At 66.5% G+C, this 16,009-nt stretch carries 16 protein-coding genes and 1 pseudogene; 9 read left to right on the forward strand and 8 right to left on the reverse strand.

Annotated elements, in window-relative coordinates:
* Nucleotides 1–6: 6 nt before the first annotated feature.
* Both AC1D0A_RS05265 and AC1D0A_RS05270 read right to left on the reverse strand, forming a co-directional pair.
* Nucleotides 7–1,449 (reverse strand): AAA family ATPase, encoded by a 1,443-nt coding sequence (locus AC1D0A_RS05265; protein WP_476945323.1) that lies wholly within the window; start codon nt 1,447–1,449, stop codon nt 7–9.
* Nucleotides 1,450–1,505: 56 nt separating this feature from the next.
* A complete protein-coding gene (locus AC1D0A_RS05270; RefSeq protein WP_476945324.1) occupies nt 1,506–2,264 on the reverse strand; it encodes a VOC family protein in 759 nt (252 codons plus the stop codon).
* A 254-nt stretch (nt 2,265–2,518) separates the two neighbouring features.
* On the opposite strand from AC1D0A_RS05270, the gene AC1D0A_RS05275 reads away from it, so the two are divergent.
* Entirely contained in the window at nt 2,519–2,656 is a 138-nt protein-coding gene (locus tag AC1D0A_RS05275) for a hypothetical protein (protein WP_243177336.1), read from the forward strand.
* 527 nt (nt 2,657–3,183) lie between these two features.
* Here the strand turns inward: AC1D0A_RS05275 and AC1D0A_RS05280 are convergent.
* From AC1D0A_RS05280 to AC1D0A_RS05295, 4 genes are all read right to left on the reverse strand, one after another.
* Nucleotides 3,184–3,684 carry a DinB family protein gene (locus tag AC1D0A_RS05280; RefSeq protein ID WP_243177337.1) on the reverse strand — a complete coding sequence of 167 codons (501 nt, stop codon included), beginning with the start codon at nt 3,682–3,684 and terminating at the stop codon, nt 3,184–3,186.
* A gap of 67 nt (nt 3,685–3,751) precedes the next feature.
* Complete coding sequence (locus AC1D0A_RS05285) at nt 3,752–4,399, reverse strand: MBL fold metallo-hydrolase (protein WP_476945325.1); 648 nt, start codon at nt 4,397–4,399, stop codon at nt 3,752–3,754.
* Between the two features lie 11 nt (nt 4,400–4,410).
* Nucleotides 4,411–5,496, reverse strand: a complete 1,086-nt coding sequence (locus AC1D0A_RS05290) for an S-(hydroxymethyl)mycothiol dehydrogenase (protein ID WP_243177339.1) — start codon at nt 5,494–5,496, stop codon at nt 4,411–4,413.
* A gap of 132 nt (nt 5,497–5,628) precedes the next feature.
* Entirely contained in the window at nt 5,629–5,886 is a 258-nt protein-coding gene (locus AC1D0A_RS05295; RefSeq protein WP_011692168.1) for a mycoredoxin, read from the reverse strand.
* A 284-nt stretch (nt 5,887–6,170) separates the two neighbouring features.
* On the opposite strand from AC1D0A_RS05295, the gene AC1D0A_RS05300 reads away from it, so the two are divergent.
* A complete protein-coding gene (locus AC1D0A_RS05300; protein ID WP_279293845.1) occupies nt 6,171–6,917 on the forward strand; it encodes an SOS response-associated peptidase in 747 nt (248 codons plus the stop codon).
* A gap of 67 nt (nt 6,918–6,984) precedes the next feature.
* On the opposite strand, the gene AC1D0A_RS05305 is transcribed toward AC1D0A_RS05300, so the two are convergent.
* A complete protein-coding gene (locus AC1D0A_RS05305; protein ID WP_459384960.1) occupies nt 6,985–7,407 on the reverse strand; it encodes a VOC family protein in 423 nt (140 codons plus the stop codon).
* Between the two features lie 14 nt (nt 7,408–7,421).
* Here AC1D0A_RS05305 and AC1D0A_RS05310 point away from each other — a divergent pair, with 14 nt between their 5' ends.
* Nucleotides 7,422–7,748 (forward strand): chorismate mutase, encoded by a 327-nt coding sequence (locus AC1D0A_RS05310; RefSeq protein ID WP_028277548.1) that lies wholly within the window; start codon nt 7,422–7,424, stop codon nt 7,746–7,748.
* Between the two features lie 7 nt (nt 7,749–7,755).
* Here the strand turns inward: AC1D0A_RS05310 and AC1D0A_RS05315 are convergent, their stop codons facing one another.
* On the reverse strand, nt 7,756–8,142 hold the full coding sequence (locus AC1D0A_RS05315) for a hypothetical protein (protein ID WP_018773194.1): 387 nt from the start codon (nt 8,140–8,142) through the stop codon (nt 7,756–7,758).
* Between the two features lie 230 nt (nt 8,143–8,372).
* Here AC1D0A_RS05315 and AC1D0A_RS05320 point away from each other — a divergent pair, with 230 nt between their 5' ends.
* The 6 genes and pseudogenes from AC1D0A_RS05320 to AC1D0A_RS05345 all read left to right on the forward strand — a co-directional run.
* The gene (locus tag AC1D0A_RS05320; RefSeq protein ID WP_028277549.1) at nt 8,373–8,708 is read left to right on the forward strand and encodes a DUF6504 family protein; all 336 of its coding nucleotides are present in this window, start codon (nt 8,373–8,375) and stop codon (nt 8,706–8,708) included.
* Nucleotides 8,705–12,205, forward strand: coding sequence for a DNA polymerase III subunit alpha (locus AC1D0A_RS05325; protein ID WP_476945326.1), 3,501 nt, complete (start codon nt 8,705–8,707; stop codon nt 12,203–12,205). The genes AC1D0A_RS05320 and AC1D0A_RS05325 overlap by 4 nt, the downstream gene beginning before the upstream one ends.
* A gap of 129 nt (nt 12,206–12,334) precedes the next feature.
* The gene (thrS, locus tag AC1D0A_RS05330; protein WP_028277550.1) at nt 12,335–14,344 is read left to right on the forward strand and encodes a threonine--tRNA ligase; all 2,010 of its coding nucleotides are present in this window, start codon (nt 12,335–12,337) and stop codon (nt 14,342–14,344) included.
* Between the two features lie 19 nt (nt 14,345–14,363).
* Nucleotides 14,364–14,984: an HIT family protein gene (locus tag AC1D0A_RS05335; RefSeq protein WP_243177341.1), complete on the forward strand. Its 621-nt coding sequence runs from the start codon at nt 14,364–14,366 to the stop codon at nt 14,982–14,984.
* Nucleotides 14,977–15,615: a phosphatidylinositol phosphate synthase gene (gene pgsA / locus AC1D0A_RS05340; RefSeq protein WP_476945327.1), complete on the forward strand. Its 639-nt coding sequence runs from the start codon at nt 14,977–14,979 to the stop codon at nt 15,613–15,615. Before AC1D0A_RS05335 ends, pgsA begins: the two co-directional genes overlap by 8 nt.
* Before the next feature lie 208 nt (nt 15,616–15,823).
* Nucleotides 15,824–16,009: pseudogene (locus AC1D0A_RS05345) on the forward strand (pyridoxal 5'-phosphate synthase lyase subunit PdxS); the annotation flags it as partial.

The raw sequence follows: 16,009 nt of genomic DNA on the forward strand, positions 1-16,009 counted from the left end.
TGCGTCCTAGCCCCCGGGATGGAAGGCCGCCGGCGGTCCGGGGAACGGTCCGCCCATGCCCTCAGAGCCGTCTCCGGCGCCGCTGCCGAGGAGGCTTCGGGTGAGCGCGGCGCTGTCGGCCATCAGGTCATCCACAGCCTTCTGAAGATGATGGTCCGCCACCGGCGCGCCGTCCAATGCGCCGGCAACGACCGCGCGGCGGACGAGTTCGCGTGCGAACGAGGCGGTGGTTCCTTCGGTGCGGGCGGCGGCGTCTTCAATCGAGCTCGGGCTGAGGGGAATACTGCGGGCATACAGTGTGATCAGCGCAACCCGCTCCGCCCGGGCAGGCATAGGAATTTCCACGGCCAGGTCCACACGGCCGGGACGCTGGGCCAAGGCGCGTTCCAACATGTCCACGCGGTTGGTGGTGAGGACGAACGCCACGTCCGCGTCGCTGGTCAAACCGTCCATGGCGTCCAGCACCTCGAATAGCAGCGGCTGTGGTCCGTGCCCGAAGCTGCGGTCCTCGGCGATGAGGTCGCAGTCCTCAAGGACGACGATGGAGGGCTGCAGCGCCCTGGCCATGGTGGCGGCTTCTGAGATCCTGGCGAGCGATCCTCCCGAAAGAAGGATTGCTGTGACACCTTCGCTCCGGCTCAACAAATACCGTACCGTGTGGGTCTTGCCCGTCCCCGGCCTGCCGTAGAGCAGGACGCCGCGTTTGAGGTGCTGGCCGTACCTGATCAGAGTCTCACGGTGCTCGGCGATACCTAAGGCGTGGTCCGACACTCTCTCCAGCAGGCCATCCGGCAGGATGACATCCGACGCGGCAAGGACGGGCCGTGCATGGAACGTCACCCCGGCCGCGCTGGGACCATACTCGCCCATCACCAGGGAAATGACCTGTCCCTTGAGCACGCTGCGGTGCTGCATCCGATTGCGGAACTCCGAGAGGAAGCGTGCGGCCTTATCTGTAGCGCCGGCCAAAACCTCAAGGGAAGCTGACTGCCGGCCGTACCGGGGGTTGGCGTCCCGCTGCAGCACGGCGATCGGACTGCCTCCATGGCTGAATAGCCAGAGCCCCAGTGCCACGGCCTGCCGTTGTTCGTCCGGCCCGACAGCCAAGTTGGCGTAGTCCGGCTGGGACAGGGGGAACTGCGGATATAGCTGGGACTGCTGCAGCATGTCGCTCAGCGAGTGATGGTGGCGTTGGTCGCCGCCGCCGATGCCCACGAGCCGGAACTCAGGATCCTCTGCGGCGAGCTCTTCCATGAGGATGTCTGCGTCCACGAATCGGTGCGGCGGAATCTCCTCAACCACTACTGACACTGATTCGGCCCGGACCGCCAAATGCTCGGTGAGCGCAGTCAGCAGCTGGGTACCCGGTTGCCCCCGACGCTGCCCGGACTGCGCAAGCTCCACGAGCCGCGCGAAATCGTTGATGAACTTCCCCAAAATTTCATCCATGGGCTGACCCTACCAGCGCCGCAAATCGGTGTGGCGCTCATGCTCTCCAGCAAGCGTCAGCCGGTAGTTGCGCTGACCGCGATGGTGCCGCCGTGGGGGTCCCTGATCACGGCGCTGCGAAATCCCGGCGAGTCCATGGGCGCCATCAAGATGCTGCCACCCAGTGTTAGGGCCTGCCGGGCAATGGCGTCCGCGTCGCGGACGGCGAAATTGACGCTCCAATGCGGCGGGACCGCGACGCCGTCCGTGGCTGCCACCACTGCCACTACCCGGCCGGAGCGGAGCCACCGCGAGAAGGGGGCGTCCGGGACGGGTTCGAGTTCCCAGTCGAACATTGCACCGTAGAACGCCTGGGCCCGCCCGAGATCTGTGGTGTGCAGCGAGCTCATGGCCCAGGAATTCGGCTCATTGGCCAGCTGGGCGCCGTCGTTCCCTCCTGCTTGCCGCAGGCAGAACGGGATGCCGGTGGCATCGGCGAGCACAGCAATACGGTTATCCGGGCCGGCACCAAACGGCCCCAGGCGCTTGCCCCCCGCCCGCTCGGCACGAGCCAAGGCTTCCCCGACGTTTACGACACGCACGTGGGTGATCCACCCCGGCGGCGATTGCGGCGGCGCCTGTCCGATTCCGGCAACCAGCCGACCGCGGAGGCGCGCAGCGTAATAGTCGCCGTCGAAACCGGACGGCATCGGCGTCGGGTCGTCGAAAGTCCACCCGAAGAGCGGACCGTAGAAGTCCTTGGCCGTCTGGGGGTCGGGCTGCCAGGTGTCGACCCAGCACGGAGCACCGACTGAGGAGGTATCCCGCGCTGTCATTGAAACCCTTTCTCCGGGGCCCATTATTCCGCGAACATTGTTTCCCAGGACCGCGGAGTGGATCAAGACCCATCTGCGATTCCGGCGAGGCAAACTGCCGAACCTCCATGACCGAGCGGAAAACACCGTCGCTCGGGAAACCTGGCACCTGTGCGGTAGGCTCGCCAACATATTTCTGGCCAATTGGGGAACCATGAATAGAGGAATGAAAACTCGCCAGGCTGAACGATCCGAATGACTTCTGCTACCGAACGATGGGACCGTGGAACAGCACCCGGTCCTCGGACGAGGAAGTCCGGAGCATGATGTCCGTTGAGCGAATGGTGAGGGCCGGCAAGACCGTTCAGGAGATCCAGCGCTACTACCCGGAATACGCCCCGTCCACGAAATGACGGCCAGCGCACCGGCCGGTTGACCTCATCCGCATCCCACATCTTTCCGGACGGTGGTCCTTACAAACACCGGGGCCTGGAGACGGTGAGCCGGACCACGGGATATCGGCCGGAATAACAGCATATCAATTGTTACTCGCTTTTCCTTTTGCAAGGCAAATGCAATTGCTATTCTGAATTTGGTCAGGCAGAGGCTGCAATCTTCGTTGCGGGAGTTCCTATCTCATGGCCACCAGAGTCGTTGTCCCCGGCAGTGCCGTAGTCCAGTTCACGGCGTTGGCCTTTAGATCGGGCACGACTTCCGGCTGGCCTGCTTCCTTGCGCGCCCCCGCTGTGGTGTCTGAGCTGATCGGGGCGCGATTACGCGGCCGGCACGCGGGACCAGAGCCTGAACCCGGGCTTCCCTAGACCAGCGCGGATGCGGCCCTGTGAAAACCAATCGGGGGTGGCCGCATCCGCGCTCACCAGCACCCTTTGTTCAATGCCGCTCTTTTGGTTCAGAACATTGACCCGGGAGGCCGGTGCCGTCAGGTGCGCGCAGCGAGGATCTGCTCGCGCAGAATGTCCGCGTGGCCGCAGTGCTGGGCGAGTTCCCTGAGCATGTGCAGGTAGACCCACCGCAGCGGCAGCGGGCCGCGCCGGTTGCCTCTGACAAGGTCGTCAAGGCCGAGCGAAGCGGCCCGACGCCGTGAGTCCCCGCAGGCCTGGAGGTAGGCGGCCTGGAGGTCCGCGATGGTGTCGTCATCCGCCAGGATGAACGATTCGTCGGGGGTGGCCGGAATGCCGATCTCCGCCCGGGGCCGGCACGTGATGGCCTCGTCAAACCAGACCTTCTCCACGAAGGCGGCGTGCTTCACCAGCCCGAGGAGGGTGGTCCGCGACGGCACCAGCGAGGCCCGGGCCTCTTCTTCGGTGAGCCCGTCCAGGCAGGCGTGCAGGTCCGCGCGATGCTCATCGAGGAATGCATCGAACTGGGTACGCAGGTCCGCGGCCAGTGTTGCCGGATCCATGCTGGTGCGAGAGCTCATGGCCCCACATCCTATGGCTGAAAGGCCCGGTCCGGAAGCGGTGGGCCGGGCCTTTCCGCGGACGCGGTCAGTGGCCGCGGGCGATCCATTCCTCAAGGTGCGGTGCTTCGGCGCCGATCGTTGTGGGATCCCCGTGGCCGGTCCGGACCGTCGTGTCGGCCGGGAGCGGCAGGAGCCGGGTCCGGATGGACTCGATGATGGTCGGGAAGTCGCTGAAGGAACGGCCCGTCGCCCCGGGGCCACTCTGGAACAGCGTGTCCCCGCTGAACACTGTTTTTTCGCTGAGCACGGTGCCTTCGCTTTCGAGAAGGAAGCACACGGACCCGGGCGAGTGGCCGGGGGTGTGCAGTGCCACGAGCCTTGCCCCTGCGACGTCGAATGTGTCGCCGTCGGCAATGGCGTGGTCCGGCTCGGTGCCGGGGAACACCCGCTCCCACAGCATCCAGTCGGCCCGGTGCAGGTACACGGGCGCGTTCACGAGCATCCGGAGGGCTCCGACTGCGCCGATGTGGTCATCGTGGCCGTGCGTGAGCAGGATTGCCGTGACCTTCCTGCCCGAGACGGCCGCGGCCACGGCAGCGGGATCGTGGGCCGGATCGATGATGACGCATTCGGCGTCGTCCCCGAGGATCCAGACGTTGTTCTCAACATCCCAGGTGCCCCCATCGAGGGAAAACGTCCCGGAGGTCACCAGCCGGTCGATCCGGATGCTCATGGGGCCGGCGCTCACAGTTCCACCACCGAGCGCAGCACAGCGCCGGCGTGCATCTTCGTGAAGGCTTCCTCGATCTGGTCGATCGTGATCCGCTCCGTCACGAAGGCGTCCAGGTCCAGCTTGCCCTGCCGGTAGAGGCTGATGAGCGTGGGGAAGTCACGCGAAGGCAGGCAGTCGCCGTACCAGGAGGACTTCAGCGAGCCGCCGCGGCCGAACACATCCAGCAGCGGCAGTTCCAGGGTCATCTCCGGGCTCGGCACACCCACCAGGACCACCGTGCCGGCGAGGTCCCGGGCGTAGAAGGCCTGCTTGTATGTTTCCGGGCGGCCGACGGCGTCGATCACCACATCGGCGCCGAAACCGCCGGTCAGTTCGCGGATCGCTTCGACGGGGTCGACGGCGGAGGAGTCCACCGTGTGGGTGGCGCCGAGCTCCGTGGCGCGCTGGAGCTTTTTGGCGTCGATGTCGACGGCGATCACGGTGGTGGCGCCGGCGAGCGCTGCGCCGGCGACGGCCGCCGTGCCGACTCCGCCGCAGCCGATCACGGCGACCGAATCGCCGCGCTGGACGTTTCCGGTGTTGATCGCCGCGCCGATGCCTGCCATGACGCCGCAGCCGAGCAGGCCGACGGCGGCGGGATCGGCGTCGTCGTCCACCTTGGTGCACTGGCCTGCCGCTACGAGGGTCTTTTCGGCGAAGGCGCCGATGCCCAGCGCGGCCGTCAGCTCGGTGCCGTCCTCAAGCGTCATTTTCTGGGTGGCGTTGTGGGTATTGAAGCAGTACTGCGGCTGGCCCCGGCGGCAGGCGCGGCACTCGCCGCAGACGGCCCGCCAGTTCAGCACCACGCGGTCCCCGGGGGCGACCTCGGTGACATCCGGTCCCACGGCACTGACAACGCCGGTGGCCTCGTGGCCGAGCAGGAAGGGGAAGTCGTCGTTGATGGCACCCTGCTTGTAGTGCAGATCGGTGTGGCAGACACCGCAGGTGAGGATGTCCACGAGGGCCTCGCCGGGGCCCGGGTCCGGCACCAGGATCGTCTCCAGGGTGACGTCGGCATTTTTGGAACGGACTACTGCGGCTTTGACTTTATGGACCATGAAACAAGCTCCTCTGTTCTGGAACGCGGATTGCTGGCACGACTTACTGGTTACTGGCACAACGGGCGGCGGCGCGGCCCTTGGGAGGCCGCGCCGTCGTGGTTTGGTGGTGTCCTTGGATGCAGGAAGGGCCTAGGCGGCGAGGCGGCTCTTGACCTCAGCTGCGGAGGGGTTGGTGGCGGCGGTGCCGTCCGGGAACAGCACGGTGGGGACGGTGCGGTTGCCTCCGTTGAGCTGCTCGACGAGATCGGCCGTGCCTTCGACTTCCTCGATGTTGATCTCGGTGTACCCGATGCCCTGTGCGTCCAGCTGCTTCTTCAGCCGGTTGCAGTAGCCGCACCACGTGGTCGAAAACATGGTGATGGTGCCGGATTCCGGGGTGAAGTCCACGAAGTTCTCCTCAAGTAAGTGGTGGGGCCGGCGTATCGGGCCGGCCCCACTGAAGTCGTACGTCACTGTCATCAACCGTACCCCGCAGCCCGCTATTCCCGCAGAGAAGGCTGCCCCCTACTCCGTCGGACGCGAATTCGCGGTAAAGATGCGAAGTCGCCGGAAAGTTCCGGCGAGTTCGCACGTTGCCGGCGACCTCGGCGGGCTCAAAATGGTCTTCCCGCAGGGTGCGCGACGGCGGCTGGGCGGATGACATGGGATGGGTGCGGTGGCATGCTGGTGCCATGTGTGGACGCTACGTGATGGCCCGGGCCGTCGGAGACCTGCTGGCCGAATTCGATGCCGGGCTGGAGGATGAGATCGCGATTCCGCCGTCGTGGAACGTGGCCCCGACGGCGGATGTGCCGATCCTGCTCGAACGGCTGGTGGAGGGAGAACCGGTCCGCCAACTGCACATTGCGCGGTGGGGCCTGGTGCCGTCCTGGGCCAAGGACCCGGGCATCGGGTCGAAGATGATCAATGCCCGCAGCGAGACCGTGCTGGAGAAGCCCGCCTTCCGGAAAGCGACCCGCGCCCGTCGCTGCGCCGTCCCGGCTGACGGCTACTACGAGTGGAAGGGTGAGGGCCGCACCAAGCAGCCCTACTACGTCCATCCCAAGGACGGACGCCCCATTGTCTTCGCGGGACTCTATGAATGGTGGCGGGACCCGTCCAAGGAAGAGGGCGACCCGGAGCGCTGGATGCTCTCGACCTCGATCATGACCACCGACTCGCCGCCGGAGGGCTACGCCGGGGGAATGCTGGCCGAGCTGACCGCGCTGCATGACAGGGTTCCGCTGCCCATGAACCGCGAGACCATGCAGACGTGGCTGGACCCGCAGGCCGATGACGCGGCCGGGCTCGTGGATCTGGTCCGGGCCGGGGCGCACGACGTCGCGGAAGGCTGGACGATCGACGCCGTCGGAACCGCAGTCGGGAACGTCAGGAATGACTCACCGGAACTCATCCAGCCGGTGGGGAGCCTGTTCTAGCGGGTACTCCGCCCTGTCAAGGTGCCCGGCGGCTGCCGAGGCACGGGGCGGTAATGGTCACCTGAGGTCAGAGCGTTACTTTGCCGTCGCCGTCGACCGACCAGTCGGGGTTGAAGGCGACCTCCCAGCGGTAGCCGTCGGGATCGGCGAAGTAGCCGGTGTAGCCGCCCCAGGGCTGGGTCTTCGGTGCCGCAACGATGCGGGCTCCCGCGGTCCCGGCTTCGGCCATCACCCGGTCGACGTCCGCCGTGCCGGCCAGGTTGTGGCTGAGCGTGATGCAGGCAATGCCGGCAGGGGGATCGGTGGCCGCCTCGGACTGCATTTGACCCGCGTCCCAGAGCGAGAGGATGAGGCCGTGGTTGACCTGGATGAAGAGCACTTCCCCGGGGACTTCCCGGTGGACCGGCCATCCGAGGCCATCGACGTAGAAGCGGCGTGAGGCGTCAACACTGCGGACACCTAGCGATATGAAGTCGACTCGTGGCTGCATCTTTCGATACTGTCATGCACATGCCCACAAATCACGCAGACGACAAGGCCGCCCAGGCCGACCGCGAACAGCTCGCCGCCGTGCGGGTGGCTGTTGACGAGGTGGACGAGCAGATCGTGTCCTTGATCGGGCGCCGGGAACGGCTGATCCGGATCGCCGGGACCCTCAAGGCGGACAGCGCCGAGGTCCGTGCGCCCGGGCGTGTGGAGCGGGTCATCGAACACGTCCGCGCCACAGCGGAAAAGAAGGACATCGACGTCGAGCTTGTCGAGAAGACCTACCGGGCGATGATCGATGCCTTCATCACGCTCGAGCTGGAAGTGTACAAGTCCAGCTCCTAGAAGGTGCCTAGAGGGCTTCTTCGACAGGCACGTTGGCCTGGTAGTCCCGGCCGTCACAATCGCTGAAGGCCGTCATGAGATGGCCCTTGGGCAGGCCAAGCACAGTCGCGATGGGGAAGTTTCCCGTGATGGTGTTTCCTGAGTGTTCCACGCCTTTGAGGTCGAAGTTCTCTTCCGTGCCGTCATGGTTGAAGTAGTAGAAGGACACGGCCTCGCCGTTCATGAACTCAATGCCCAGTCTGCGCTGATGGGAGTAGTCCGGCCCGGCTGCCAGCAGGCCCACCACGTAGGCGCCTTGCCCCGGGATATTTCCGTCTATATCGAAGGTCGCCACCAAGGTTGAATTCTTGGCGGCGATCTTTACGTGCTTCAGGAGTGCGATATGGGAGCTCATGGCTCAATCCTGCTACCTGTGCAATCGTCCGTCCACCCCCGATCTGGGTTTTGTCGGCTCCGCGACGTAGACTGGATTTATTCGAAGATATGTTCGAATAAATAAAGGGCGTGAAACAGAAGGCGCTGAAACAGAGGGCGCTGAAACAGAAGGCGTCGGAAGCGGAATGGACGTAGGAAGTCGAAGCGGGGACTGGGCCGGCTCCAGCCCGGACTGGGTCGGGAGGCAACGTGGGTATTTTCAGCGAGTCCGTGGATGTCATCTGCACGCCCTCCGGCCAGCCCCTGCGCCTCGACTGGGCCGGCCGGCGCTACACGGTCTGCGCTGACCCCGTCCGCTGGTACGAACGCCGCCAGTGGTGGGCCGAGGAACGCCGGGCGCCACTCGGAAGCGGGCCGGGCCTGGTGGATCATGAGATCTGGCGGGTACAGGTGCGTGCGGCCGGGGATCACGCCGCGGATTCCACCCTCACCCTTGACCTGACCCGGCATGTCGGCAGCGGCCGGTGGCGGCTCCTGAAGATCCACGACGCCCTCCAGCCCCTCCGGAAGCCCGAATCAGCATGAGCTTTACCCACCTGCACGTCTCCACCGCGTTCAGCGCCCACTATGGCGTCTCCTGGCCGGATGAACTTGCCGCCGCGGCCGCCGCTGACGGCGCCACCGCGCTGGCCTGCACGGACCGAGACGGCCTGTATGGAACCGTCAAGCACCTGAAGGCGTGCATGGCAGCCGGGCTGGATGCAATCGTCGGGGTGGACCTTGCGGTCTTTGACGACGACGGCGACCACCGCACCCAGCTCGGGGGACGCGTCGTCGTGCTGGCGCACGGACACAACAACGGTGCCGGCTACCGGGCGCTGTGCCGGCTGATCTCCGACGCCCACGCCCGCACTACGGGCAAGGCGCAGGGAATAGTGCCGGTGGCCGTCACCCGGGCGGAACTGGCTTCCCGCACCCTGCACCCGGACACCCTGAAGCCGGTCCTGACAGTGCTGATCGGCCCGGACTCCGACGTCGGCCGGGCCATGGGCGGCCGGCGCTACCTGCGGCCCCGCACCCTGTTCAAACGCTGGCTGGACGCCATGCCCCCCGGAACGCTGGCGGCAGAGGTTGTGTCCCAGCTCAGCCCGCCCGGGGAACCGCTGAGCACCGCCCACGCGGTGCGCATGCTCAAACTCGCCGCAGAACACGGGGTGCCCGCCGTGCTGAGCAACGCCGTGAGGTACGTGGCTGAGGACGGCGCGGCCACCGCCGATGTGCTGGACTCGGCCCGGACGCTGAAATCCCTCCCCGAGCTCTCCGCCGCCCCGCTGCTGCAGCCCAACGGGCAGGGCTGGCTCAAATCGGCGGCCCGGATGCTGCAGCTGGGCAAGGAGATCATCCACGCCGCCGGCTACGGCACAGCGGACCTCAAGCGGCTCCTGGCCCAGACCGAGGCGCTCGCGGACCGCTGCCGCATTGATCCGGAAGCTGATATGGGCTGGAAACAGCCCGTGGTCCCGGAGGCATCCGTGATCGGGATCGACGGCGACGCGCTCGCCGAACTGACCCTGCGGTGTGAGGCCGGCATCGGCCGCCGCTTCCCGGGCATTTCCGGGCAGCGGGAACAGCAGCTGCGGACCAGGCTGGAGCACGAGCTCCGGATCATCGACTCGCTGGGCTTCGCCTCGTACTTCCTGACCGTCGCAGAGGTCTCCCGGATGATCCTGGCCCTGGGCGTCCGGGCGGCCGCGCGCGGTTCGGGCGCCTCCAGCCTGGTGAACTACCTGATCGACATCAGCCAGGTGAACCCGCTCCAGCACGACCTCATCTTTGAACGCTTCCTCTCCCGCGACCGTGCCACCCTGCCGGACATCGACATCGACGTCGAAAGCGCCGAACGGCACAACGTTTACCGGAAGATCTTTGAGCGCTTCGGCGCCGAACGCGTCACGCTGATGAGCATGCAGAACGGTTACCGCGCTCGCGGTGCCGTGCGCGACGCCGGCCTGGCCCTGGGCATGGACGACGGCGAGGTCGGGGAAATCGCCAAGCAGCTGTGGCGGTTCTCGGCCCGGCACTTCCGCGAAGCCCTCGTGGAGAAACCCGAGCTGAAGGAATTCGCGGACCGGGTGGAGCAGCGCGGCTTCTCCGAGAACCAGCACCTGGACCTGCTGGTGGACCTCACGGAGCGGCTGGACCGGCTGCCCCGCCATATCTCCATGCACCCCTGCGGCGTCATCCTCGGCGACGCCACCCTGCTGGACCGCACTCCCGTTCAGCCCAGCGGCCTGGGCCTGCCCATGAGCCAGTTCGACAAGCACGACATGGACCCCATGGGCATGCTGAAACTCGACGTCCTTGGCGTCCGGATGCAGAGCGCTATGGCCTTCGCCGTCCGGGAAGTGATCCGTCTGCATCCCTCCAAGGCCGAGGTGGTGGCCGCCGGCGCGCATCCGCCCGGCCCGGACGGGACGGGCCCGGATTACATCTCAGGGGACGGGCACATCGACCTCAACGCGGTCCCGCTCGATGACGAGCCCACCTATGAGCTGATCAGGAGCACCAACACCCTGGGCTGCTTCCAGATCGAATCCCCGGGCCAGCGCGAACTGATAGGCAAGTTGGCCCCCCGGGAATTCAACGATCTCATCATTGATATCTCGCTGTTCCGCCCGGGTCCGATGAAATCCGACATGGTCCGGCCCTTCCTGGAGCACCGGCACGGCTTCGCTCCCGAGGTCTACCCGCATCCCGACCTCAAGCCTGTCCTGAAAGAGACCCACGGGGTCACGGTCTTCCACGAACAAATCCTCAAGACCTTCGACGTCATGACCGGGTGCGGGCTGGCGCGGGCCGACGAATTCCGCCGTGCCCTCGGCAATGACGTGCTTGAAGCCAGGGTGGAGGAGTTCTTCCGGAAGGAGGCGCGTGCCCGGAACTACAGTCCCGAGGTGGTGGACAAGGTCTGGGGCACGCTCAAGGCCTTTGGCAGCTTCGGGTTCTGCAAGGCCCACGGAGCCGCCTTCGCCGTGCCCACCTACCAGTCTGCCTGGCTGAAGGCACACCACCCGGAGGCGTTCCTCGCCGGGCTCTGGGAACACGACCCCGGAATGTACCCCAAACGCCTGCTCGTGGCCGAGGCCCGCCGGCTGGGGATCCCCATCCTTCCCCTCGACATCAACCGGAGCCAGGCCGAGTACCGGGTGGAGCGGGTGGAATCCGGGCCGGACCGAGGCAGGCTGGGCATCCGGCTGAGCCTGAACGGCATCTTCGGGCTCTCCGGCGCCGAGCTGAAACGGATTGTGGCCGGCCAGCCCTACGACTCCCTGGCGGACCTGCGGGCCAGGTCGCGGCTCAGCCGGCCCAGCATCCAGCGCCTGGCCCAGCTGGGCGCCTTCGATTCGCTGCACCGGGCGTCCGGGGGAGACGCCAACCGGGCGGACCTGGTCCAGCACCTGCAGAAACTCCAGGCCCGCCCCCTCAGGAAGGGCGTGGAAGTCATTGAGGGCCAGCTGGCGTTGCCGCTGGGGGACGTGGAGCTGACGAACCTCAAGGCGGCACTGCCCGCACCCAGCATGGTGGATAACGTCCGGGCGGAACTGGACCTGATGGCCGTGGACGTCAGCGAGCACCTCATGACCAGCCACCGCCCGCTGCTGGACCGGCTGGGCGTCACCACCGCGGACAAGCTGCTGGGACTGCGCAACGGCACGGAAGTGCTGGTTGCCGGGGTCCGGGTGGCCACCCAGACCCCGCCCATGAGGGGCGGCCGGCGGGTGGTGTTCATCAGCGTCGACGACGGCACGGGCTGCGTGGATTCGGTGTTCTTCCACGAGGCGCAGGAGCAGTCCGGACCCTTGCTGTTCGGCACCCGCCTGCTCCTGATCCGCGGCACCACCCGCCGGACCGGGCCGCGGGGGATCAGCATCAGCGCCTCCATGGCCTGGGACCTCAGCCGCCCGGAGACCCTCCCGTTCCCGGCATCGGCTCCCGGCGCCGCCGGCCGGCAGGAGCCTTACCTGTCCGGCCCCCTGGACGGGATCAGCAGGAACCTCGCCATCACCGGGCTGGGCGGCTGACCGGCCGGCGGTGCGGCTCGCTCGTGGCGCGTTGGTTGGCCTCTGGAGAAACCGATAGCATGGACGAGGCTGGCTGTGGTCCCCGTACGCCACAAGCTACGAAGCCTTAACTTTGAATAGGAGACACCCGTGTCAGATGCCCAGCAGATCACCCTTCTCGTCGACGGCGAAGAGACCAAGGTGACTACCGGGACCACCGGCGCGGAACTCTTCTTTGAGCGCCGCGACGTCGTTGTGGCCCGCGTTAACGGCGAGTTGAAGGACCTGGACCAGCCCCTTCCCGAGGACGCCAATGTCGAGGCCGTCACCATTGATTCCCCGGACGGGCTCAACGTCCTGCGCCACTCCACGGCCCACGTCATGGCCCAGGCCGTGCAGCAGCTGCGCCCCGACGCCAAGCTCGGCATTGGCCCCTACATCACGGACGGCTTCTACTTCGACTTCGACGTCGCGGAACCGTTCACCCCGGAAGACCTCCGCCAGCTCGAAAAGATGATGCAGAAGATCATCAACCAGAACCAGAAGTTCGTTCGCCGCGTGGTGTCCGAGGACGAGGCCCGCGAAGCGATGAAGGACGAGCCCTACAAGCTCGAACTGCTGGGCAGGAAGAATGATGCCGCCGAGGCCGGCGAGGGCGTCAACGTCGAGGTCGGCGCCGGCGACATCACCATTTACGACAACGTGGACCGCAAGAGCGGCGACAGCATCTGGTGCGATCTGTGCCGCGGCCCGCACCTGCCGAACACCAAGCTGATCTCCAACGCCTTTGCCCTGACCCGTTCCTCGGCCGCCTACTGGCTGGGCAACCAGAACAACCAGCAGCTGCAGCGCATCTACGGCACCGCCTGGCCCACCAAGGACGCGCTCAAGGCCTACCAGGAGCGCATTGCCGAGGCCGAGCGCCGCGACCACCGCAAGCTCGGCGCGGAACTGGACCTGTTCTCCTTCCCGGACGAGCTCGGCTCCGGTCTGCCGGTCTTCCACCCCAAGGGCGGCATTATCCGCAAGGCCATGGAGGACTACTCCCGCCAGCGCCACGTCGATGCCGGCTACGACTTCGTCTACACCCCGCACATCACCAAGGGCCATCTCTACGAGGTCTCCGGCCACCTGGACTGGTACCGGGAGGGCATGTTCCCGGCGATGCACATCGACGCGGAACTGAACGAGGACGGCACCGTGCGCAAGCCCGGCCAGGACTACTACCTCAAGCCGATGAACTGCCCCATGCACAACTTGATCTTCCGGTCCCGCGGCCGCTCCTACCGCGAACTGCCGCTGCGGCTCTTCGAGTTCGGCTCGGTCTACCGCTACGAGAAGTCCGGCGTGGTGCACGGCCTGACCCGCGTCCGGGGCATGACCCAGGACGACGCCCACATCTACTGCACCCGCGAGCAGATGAAGGATGAGCTCACCAGCACGCTGAACTTCGTCCTGGGCCTGCTCAAGGACTACGGCCTGGACGACTTCTACCTCGAGCTTTCCACCAAGAACGAGGACAAGTTTGTCGGCGACGACGCCACATGGGACGAAGCCACCCGCACCCTCGCCGAGGTGGCCGAAGCCTCCGGGCTCGAGCTCATCCCGGATCCGGGCGGAGCCGCATTCTACGGCCCCAAGATTTCCGTCCAGGCCAAGGATGCGCTCGGCCGGACCTGGCAGATGTCCACCATCCAGCTGGACTTCAACCTGCCCGAGAGGTTCGAACTCGAGTTCCAGGCCGCCGACGGCACCCGGCAGCGGCCCGTGATGATCCACCGCGCCCTGTTCGGCTCGGTGGAGCGCTTCATGGGCGTGCTCACCGAGCACTACGCCGGTGCCTTCCCCGCCTGGCTGGCACCGGTCCAGGTGGTGGGCATCCCGGTGGCGGAGGCATTCAACGACTACATGTTCGACGTCGTGGACCAGCTCAAGGCGGCCGGTATCCGCGCCGAGGTGGACATCTCCTCGGACCGTTTCCCGAAGAAGATCCGCACGGCCAGCAAGGACAAGATCCCGTTCGTGCTGATCGCCGGCGGGGACGACGCCGAGGCCGGTGCCGTGTCCTTCCGCTTCCGCGACGGCAGCCAGGACAACGGCGTGCCCGTGTCCGAGGCCGTGCAGCGGATCGTCGACGCTGTCCGAAACCGGACCAGCTAGGAAGACGGAAGGGCAGCGCGTGCAGGAAACCACAGGGGCCGGGCCGGAGTATCCGGGCGACCACGCCGTGACGGACGACTTCAGCCTGGCCGGGGTCCCGGACGCTTTCCAGCGCCTGTGGACCCCGCACCGGATGGCGTACATCAAGGGCGGCCAGCACCAGTTCAAGAACCCGGACGACTGCCCGTTCTGCGCCGCGCCCGAGCGGGGCGATGAGGACTCCCTGATCGTCTACCGGGGAAGGACGAGCTACGTGGTGCTGAACCTCTTTCCGTACAACCCGGGCCACCTGCTGGTCTGCCCCTACCGGCACATCCCGGACTACACGGACCTCACGGTCGAGGAAACGGCGGAATTTGCCGAACTGACCCAGACGGCCATGCGGGTGCTGCGCAAAGTCGCCAACCCTTCCGGTTTCAACCTGGGCATGAACCAGGGCGTCACCGGCGGGGCGGGCATCGCCGGCCACCTGCACCAGCACGTGGTGCCGCGCTGGGGCGGTGACGGAAATTTCTTCCCCATCATTGCCCAGACCAAGGCGGTCACGCAGACCCTCGGTGAGGTCCGTCAGCAGGTCGCCGACGCATGGCCGCAGGAAATGCCCGCGCCGCAGCACACAGCCGGGGAGAAGGATGCTTAACAGGCACGCCCGGGGCTTCTTCACCGCCCTGTTTTCCCCGGTTGCCCGCTGGCTGCTGAGGATCGGGGTCACTCCCGACGCAGTGACCGTGGTCGGCACGCTCGGCGTCGTGATCGGCGCTCTCGTGTTCTACCCGCTCGGGCAGCTCTTCTGGGGAACCGTGTTCATCACGGCGTTCATTTTCTCCGACGTCATTGACGGCATCATGGCCCGGATGCAGCAGCGCGGCGGCCGGTGGGGCAATTTCCTGGACTCCACCCTTGACCGCGTGGCCGACGGCGCCCTGTTCGCCGGCGTCGCCATCTGGTTCTTCACAGGCGGCGCCAACCCGGCCATCGCCGTCGCCGCCATTCTCTGCCTGGTGCTCGGCATGGTGGTCTCCTATGCGCGGGCCAAGGCCGAGGCCCTGGGCTTCCACGCCAACGTGGGCATCGCCGAGCGCGCCGAGCGCCTCGTGTCCGTGCTGGTGGTCACGGGGCTCACCGGACTGGGCCTGACCCCGGTGGTGCTCTTCGTGACGCTGTGCCTGCTCGCGACAGCGAGCCTGGTGACGGTGATCCAGCGCATCGTGACAGTGCACCGCCAGTCGCTGGCGGAACCCGAAGGTACCGCCACGGAACGTCCCGCCTGACGGCGCCACACGGCACCCCGGCGGCCGCGCCGAATCCCAGTCCCCGCGCGAGATTCGACTGCTGTAACCCGAATTCTGCCGCGCCCCGGCCGGGGGATAGTATTAGCTTTACCGGCCAATGGATCCGGTAATCCGGTGTGTGCGAGACACGGCTTGAACGTGCCGTCCGTGCCCCGGCGAGGTCATCTATCTACCCATAGGGGTTTTTGTGTCTACACCTGATGTAAGCAGCGAAGCCGGCGCGTCCGCGAAGAACGTCACGGGCAGCAGCCGCGTCAAGCGCGGCATGGCTGAGATGCTCAAGGGCGGCGTCATCATGGACGTCGTCAACGCCGAGCAGGCCCGCATCGCCGAAGACGCCGGTGCCGTGGCCGTGATGGCGCTGGAACGCGTT

The sequence above is a fragment of the Arthrobacter sp. P1_D4 genome, assembly GCF_056406115.1.